Genomic DNA, 5,738 nt, shown 5'->3' with positions numbered 1-5,738 from the left:
TTGCCTTTCTAATAGAAAAGCAAAATTATTTTAAAAAATGTTTTTAAAAAATTAATTAGGGTATATTATATCTAGTTAGATATATCTACTTAGATGTATCTAAAGGAGGTCATATGCAAAATAAAAATTTAAAAATACTTATTGGCCTTCATAAGAATGTCAAAGAACTCGATAGCAGAACCTTTGCCATTGCAAGTAAGTACGGGCTTTCCTTTAGCCAATTTATGGTTTTAGAAGCGCTTTACTCCAAGGGTAAGCTATCAATAAGTGAAGTTAGGGATGCAATTTTATCTAGCGTTGGAACTATTTCTCTGGTAATTACTAACCTTGAAAAAATGGGATATATAAAAAGAGAGAGTAGTCCCAATGATAAAAGAATCTGCCTTATCTCCCTCACCAATCCTGGTAGGGAAATAATAGCTAAAATTGTTCCTGAAAATGAAAAAATGATCAATGATTACATGGCAAAGTTAAGGCTTGAAGAAAAGGAGATCTTCCTTGACCACTTAAAAAAGTTAGGAGAAAATATTGACTAAAAGAAAAGTTAAAAGCCCAATAAGAGGTTTTAGAACCAAGGACGGCGCAGGTGTGAGTCTGGTAAGGGTTCTTGGAAGGGAAACGGTTGAGGAATTCGACCCGATTTTAATGCTCGATTCCTTTGATAGCACAAATCCAGACGAATATACAGCTGGTTTTCCCCTCCACCCTCACAGAGGTATTGAGACTATTTCCTACCTATCAAGAGGTAAAATGGTCCACAAGGATACTCTCGGAAACGAAGATACCATCACAGATGGCGAAGTACAGTGGATGAATGCTGGAAGTGGAATTCTTCATGAAGAACAAGTCCCAGCAAGCCAAAGACTTTTAGGAGTCCAACTTTGGCTAAACCTTCCACAAAAAGATAAATTTTCCAATCCCTACTACCATGCTATTAGAAAAGGAGATATCAAGGAAATTCCTTTTGATAATGGCAAAATTCGACTTTTAGCGGGTTCTTTTGGAAAATATGAGGGCTTTAAAGGCCGCCACCTCCCTCTTGATTATTATGATATCCACCTAGAAAAGGACGGAGAAATTAACCTTGATACTAAGGAAGATAGTTCAGTAATGGTCTTTACCCTAGTTGGTGATATAAAAATCGAAGGAGAACAAATCAAAGAGAAGACAGCTGCTAAGCTTACAAAGGGCAGTAAACTTACAATTAAAAATGATAGTGACTATGCCCAAGTGCTTTTCCTTTCAACTAAGGCCCTAAATGAGAAAGTCGCCTGGGCTGGACCAATTGTAATGAATAACCAAGATGAACTAGAAGAAGCCTTTAATGATTTAAATACAGGTAGGTTCATCAGAGACAAGATGGAATTTGAAGATTAAGGAGAAAAATAATGAAAATAGGAATACTAGTAGGATCTTTAAGAAAGGGATCTTTTAACAAAAAGTTAGCAGAAATATCAAAAAATATAATTAACGAAGGAAACGAGGCAGAAATCATAGATATCTCCTACCTTCCTTTCTATAACCAAGATGATGACGGAGAAAATCCGAGAGAAGAATATACAAAAATAAGAGAAGAACTTAGAAAATACGACGCCTACCTTTTCTTTACCCCAGAATATAACCGCTCCCTTGCACCAGCCCTTAAAAACGTAATCGACATAGGAAGCCGTGATCCAAAGGGTAACCTCTGGGACGGCAAGGTCGCAGCAGTATTTTCTGCATCAATGGGCACATCAGGCGGCATGATGGGTAACTTTGCCCTAAAAGAAAATTTTGTCTATGTAAACCTAATAGCCATGAACCAACCAGAAGTCTATATAGCAGCAATCCACACCCTTTTTGATGAAGACGGAAATCTAGTAAAAGATACAAAAACCTTCCTAGAAGACTCAACTCGTGCTTTTGTAGACTTTGCTAAAAAACACTCATAAAAAATACAAAAACCAAGGCCAATCTCAATAGATTTGGACCTTGGTTTTTTTGATTTACTTATTTTTTAATCTATCCCCTTCTGATCTGGCCAAGCCATTCCTTGTTTGCTGGGTCATTTGAAAACCTAGTATTTTTATCAAGGCTTGTTAGAGCATGCATATCGCTATCATCTAGGTCAAAGTCAAAGATTGATATATTTTCTTTTATCCTTCCTGGATTTGTTGACTTAACTAGGACCATGGTTCCCCTTTCTATGTTCCATTTTAAAGCGATTTGAGCAGGAGTTTTACCGTACTTATCCCCTATTTCTCTTAGGATTTTTTCATCAAGAAGGTTTGATTTTCCTTGGGAAAGTGGACCCCAAGCCTGGTGAAGAATGTCATTTGTCTTTAAAAACTCGTGAGTTTTCTTATCCTGTAGGTAAAGATGACTTTCTAGCTGGTCTAAGACTGGCTTTTCTCCAATATTTACAAGCTCTGTCATCTGATCTATGGTAAAATTACAAACACCTAAAGATTTTACTAGTCCCTGGTCTTTGTAGTCGCAAAAAACCTTCCAAGCCTTGTCAAAATCTTTTCCGTACCAATGAAGAAGGATTATATCAATATAGCCAAGGTCAAGGTTATCAAGGGATTCATCTAAGCTTTTTTTGCAAGCATCAGTATCAAAAGAAGATGGCCATACCTTTGTTGCGACTTTAAAGTCTTCTCTTTTAAGACCTGCCTGGCTTAGATATTTTCCTAAAATCTTTTCATTTTCGTAATATTTTGCAGTATCAAAATACCTATAACCCTTATCTACCGCCTCTCCTATGGCAACTTCCATATCACTTTCTTCTGTGATTTTATAGGTCCCAAATCCTAGGGCAGGGACTTCTATACCATTATTTAACTTAAAATATTTCATAATACCTCTTTAAGATTTCATTTTTTTATAGATTTTCTTAGCTTCATCTTGCTCTTCTTCTACAATCTTTATCGATGCCCTATCAATTGTTCTATTTGTTACAGATAAGATAGTAAAAATACATCCACAAACTTTTACCCTCAATTGGTCTTTATTATTATCTTCTGGAATAAACTCAAGGTTTTCAATAATAAGGCCAGATATTGTCTCATGATTATTAGAAAACAAAAATGTTCCTATCTCACTATTTACATCATCAATATCCATAGATCCTTCAACAATGTATTCCTTATCGGATATTTTCTTAATTAAAGTCTCAGCTCTATCATACTCATCCTCTATTTCTCCAACAATTTCTTCAACAATATCCTCCATGGTCACCATGCCTGATAAACCACCATATTCATCAATTAGAATTGCCATATAATTTTTCATCTCCTGAAACTCCTTAAGCAAGATATCTATCTTTTTAGTTTCAGGTACAAAATATGCTTCTTTGATACAATTATCAAGGTTTATAAATTTATAATCATTAGCAGCATATTCTTTGAACAAATCCTTCACATTGACAACACCTAGAATCGTATCTTGATTTTCCTTAAAAACTGGAATCCTTGAATAACCTTGATTAAGAATCTCATCAATTTTTGATTCGTCAAATTCATCATAGTCTATCATATAAATAGATGTTCTTGGTGTCATTATTTCTTCTGCTAAAGTATCATCAAAATCCATTATATTTACTATCATTTCTTCACCAGAATCATTTATCACACCCTGTTGACTAGAAACTCTAATATAGCTTTTTAGCTCTTCTTCAGATATTCTCTCCTCAACTTCTTCTGAATAATTTCCAGTAAGTTTTAAAACTCCAACAGTTGATAGGGATAAGAGCTTTACAAAGGGGCTAAATATTTTAGAACTAAAATCGATAATCTTAGCAGAAGAAAGAGCAACCTTCTCTGAATTAGTAAGGGCAATTCTCTTTGGTACCAGTTCACCAAAAACAAGGGTGATATAAGATAAGACTATGGTTATAAGTATAAAGGATATAGTATCTCCGTATGGTATACTGTAGTTTTCTAGAAACTCTCCTATTGGCTTAGAAAAGCTTGTTGCAGCAGAACCAGATGAGAAAAATCCTGCAAGGGTTATAGCAACTTGGATTGTAGATGAAAACCTTGTCTGATCTTTCGATATGTTTAAAATCATATCAGCTCTCTTGTTGCCATTTTCGCTTAGTTCTTTTATTTTGCTTGAATTTGCCGATACCATTGCCATCTCAGCTGATGCAAAAAAAGCATTAACTGCTGTAAGGGCTATTATAAGTAAGATATTCGGCCATAAACTTCCATCTTCCATAGGTCCTCCTTATGTATATATTATTATCCAATATACCTTATTTATAAAAATATGTTATAATAATCTTATGAAAACAGTATTAATAACTGGCTCTTCTAGGGGAATTGGGGCAGCTACCTGTAGAAGACTTGCCGAAAATTATAAAATCGTAATAAACTATAACAATTCAAAGGCCGAAGCCCTTCTTCTCCTTGATGAGATTAGGAAAGTAAATCCTATGTCTCTTGCTATCAAGGCTGATGTGTCAAAGGAAGATGAGGTTGACTATTTATTTGATACTATAGAAAAAAACTTTGGCTCTGTTGATATCTTAATTAATAACGCAGGAAAATCTTACGTCGGTCTTATCCAAGACATGGAATTTGACAAATGGCAGGAGATAATAAATACAAACTTAAGCTCAGTTTTTCTTACTTCAAAAAGAGCCATCGGTCCAATGATAAGTCAAAAATATGGAGTTATTATAAATATGTCCTCAATCTGGGGAAGAGAGGGAGCAGCCCTTGAAGCTTGCTATTCAGCTACAAAAGGTGCTATTAATTCCTTTACCAAGGCTCTTTCAAAAGAGCTTAGCCCATCAAATATCAGGGTCAATGCCATAGCACCTGGAGTTGTCCTTACAGATATGATGAAAGAAGATTTTGGCAAAAGGGAGCTTGACCTAATCAAAGAAGATATAGGCCTAGGCCGCTTAGCAGATCCAAAAGAAATTGCAGACCTAGTTGCTTTTCTAGTCTCAGATGAGGCTTCTTATATAACAGGGTCAATAATAGACATTAATGGTGGATTTTATTAGATTTTAAAGCAAAAACGAGTGGACAAATTTCACTCGTTTTAATAAGGCTTTATTTTAGATTTTTTTTATAAGACTATAAAGACTAAGGTCTGTTTTGCCTTTCGCATTTAGTTTTTCTTGCCAATCAGAAGCTTCAATTGCATCTAAATATTGGCACAAAAGTGCTCCAGATTCGTAAACAATCTTCTCTCCCAAAATGCTTTGATCAACTTCACCCTTCTTTATGGTTGGAACAATATCCACAAAGTCAACATCCTTGGTATTATCAAAATACAATATACCATAGTCATAACCAATAATTTTGCTTGCCTTTATGGATACATAATTTGCAGCTCTTTCCATTGTCTCTTCAAAAATCTCCGCTTCAATCTTCTCCTTATCAGTATTTTCAAATCTTTCGTCCATGACTTTTAAATAATCTTTTCCCAAAGATAAGAGAGTATCTTTGTCGGCTTTATCATCTATTGCTTCTTTGATTTTGCTTAGAATCTGATATTCTTTGTCAAGCAAATCAAGCTCTTTACCATCGTAGGACAAGCCTCTAAATGTGATATTATCCCAATCGCTCTGCATATAATAATGCAAAGCTTCATGGCTTAAGAAGGGCAAAAAGTGATATGAGGTAAATTTCTTATCTATAGATTCTTCATCGTATTTTACATAAAAGATATTTTCTTTTCCTAAAATATTATAGTTTTTATCTTTTTCATTAAAATTTCCTATAGCAAATTGGAGTTTTTTA

At 34.6% G+C, this 5,738-nt stretch carries 7 protein-coding genes; 4 read left to right on the top strand and 3 right to left on the bottom strand.

The genetic code is table 11. From position 1 onward, the window contains the following. Window positions 1-113: 113 nt before the first annotated feature. Genes Q0410_RS07325 through Q0410_RS07315 form a run of 3 tightly spaced genes read left to right on the top strand, consistent with a single transcriptional unit; the run spans window position 114 to window position 1,931 of the window. On the top strand, window positions 114-536 hold the full coding sequence (locus tag Q0410_RS07325) for a MarR family winged helix-turn-helix transcriptional regulator (RefSeq protein WP_299035019.1): 423 nt from the start codon (window positions 114-116) through the stop codon (window positions 534-536). After that, window positions 529-1,377, top strand: a complete 849-nt coding sequence (locus tag Q0410_RS07320; protein ID WP_299035016.1) for a pirin family protein — start codon at window positions 529-531, stop codon at window positions 1,375-1,377. The genes Q0410_RS07325 and Q0410_RS07320 overlap by 8 nt, the downstream gene beginning before the upstream one ends. 11 nt (window positions 1,378-1,388) lie before the next feature. Further along, complete coding sequence (locus tag Q0410_RS07315; RefSeq protein ID WP_299035013.1) at window positions 1,389-1,931, top strand: NADPH-dependent FMN reductase; 543 nt, start codon at window positions 1,389-1,391, stop codon at window positions 1,929-1,931. Between the two features lie 70 nt (window positions 1,932-2,001). Here the strand turns inward: Q0410_RS07315 and Q0410_RS07310 are convergent, their stop codons facing one another. Next, on the bottom strand, window positions 2,002-2,838 hold the full coding sequence (locus Q0410_RS07310) for an aldo/keto reductase (RefSeq protein ID WP_299035011.1): 837 nt from the start codon (window positions 2,836-2,838) through the stop codon (window positions 2,002-2,004). 9 nt (window positions 2,839-2,847) lie between these two features. Further along, window positions 2,848-4,200, bottom strand: coding sequence for a hemolysin family protein (locus Q0410_RS07305; protein WP_299035005.1), 1,353 nt, complete (start codon window positions 4,198-4,200; stop codon window positions 2,848-2,850). A 67-nt stretch (window positions 4,201-4,267) separates the two neighbouring features. On the opposite strand from Q0410_RS07305, the gene fabG reads away from it, so the two are divergent. Then, window positions 4,268-4,996 (top strand): elongation factor P 5-aminopentanone reductase, encoded by a 729-nt coding sequence (fabG, locus tag Q0410_RS07300; RefSeq protein WP_299035002.1) that lies wholly within the window; start codon window positions 4,268-4,270, stop codon window positions 4,994-4,996. Between the two features lie 54 nt (window positions 4,997-5,050). Here the strand turns inward: fabG and Q0410_RS07295 are convergent. Beyond that, window positions 5,051-5,738 (bottom strand): hypothetical protein (locus Q0410_RS07295; RefSeq protein ID WP_299034999.1); only part of this gene is annotated, 688 nt, incomplete at its 5' end.

Source organism: uncultured Anaerococcus sp. (assembly GCF_937934665.1).
GTDB lineage: Bacteria > Bacillota > Clostridia > Tissierellales > Peptoniphilaceae > Anaerococcus.
This window is presented reverse-complemented; position numbering and strand designations above follow the sequence as displayed.

Bases quoted from the DNA above. Each gene is read 5' to 3' on its own strand.
- Q0410_RS07325 (WP_299035019.1), top strand. From the start codon at position 114: ATGCAAAATAAAAATTTAAAAATACTTATTGGCCTTCATAAGAATGTC.
- Q0410_RS07315 (WP_299035013.1), top strand. From the start codon at position 1,389: ATGAAAATAGGAATACTAGTAGGATCTTTAAGAAAGGGATCTTTTAAC.
- Q0410_RS07310 (WP_299035011.1), bottom strand. From the start codon at position 2,838: ATGAAATATTTTAAGTTAAATAATGGTATAGAAGTCCCTGCCCTAGGA.
- Q0410_RS07305 (WP_299035005.1), bottom strand. From the start codon at position 4,200: ATGGAAGATGGAAGTTTATGGCCGAATATCTTACTTATAATAGCCCTT.
- fabG (WP_299035002.1), top strand. From the start codon at position 4,268: ATGAAAACAGTATTAATAACTGGCTCTTCTAGGGGAATTGGGGCAGCT.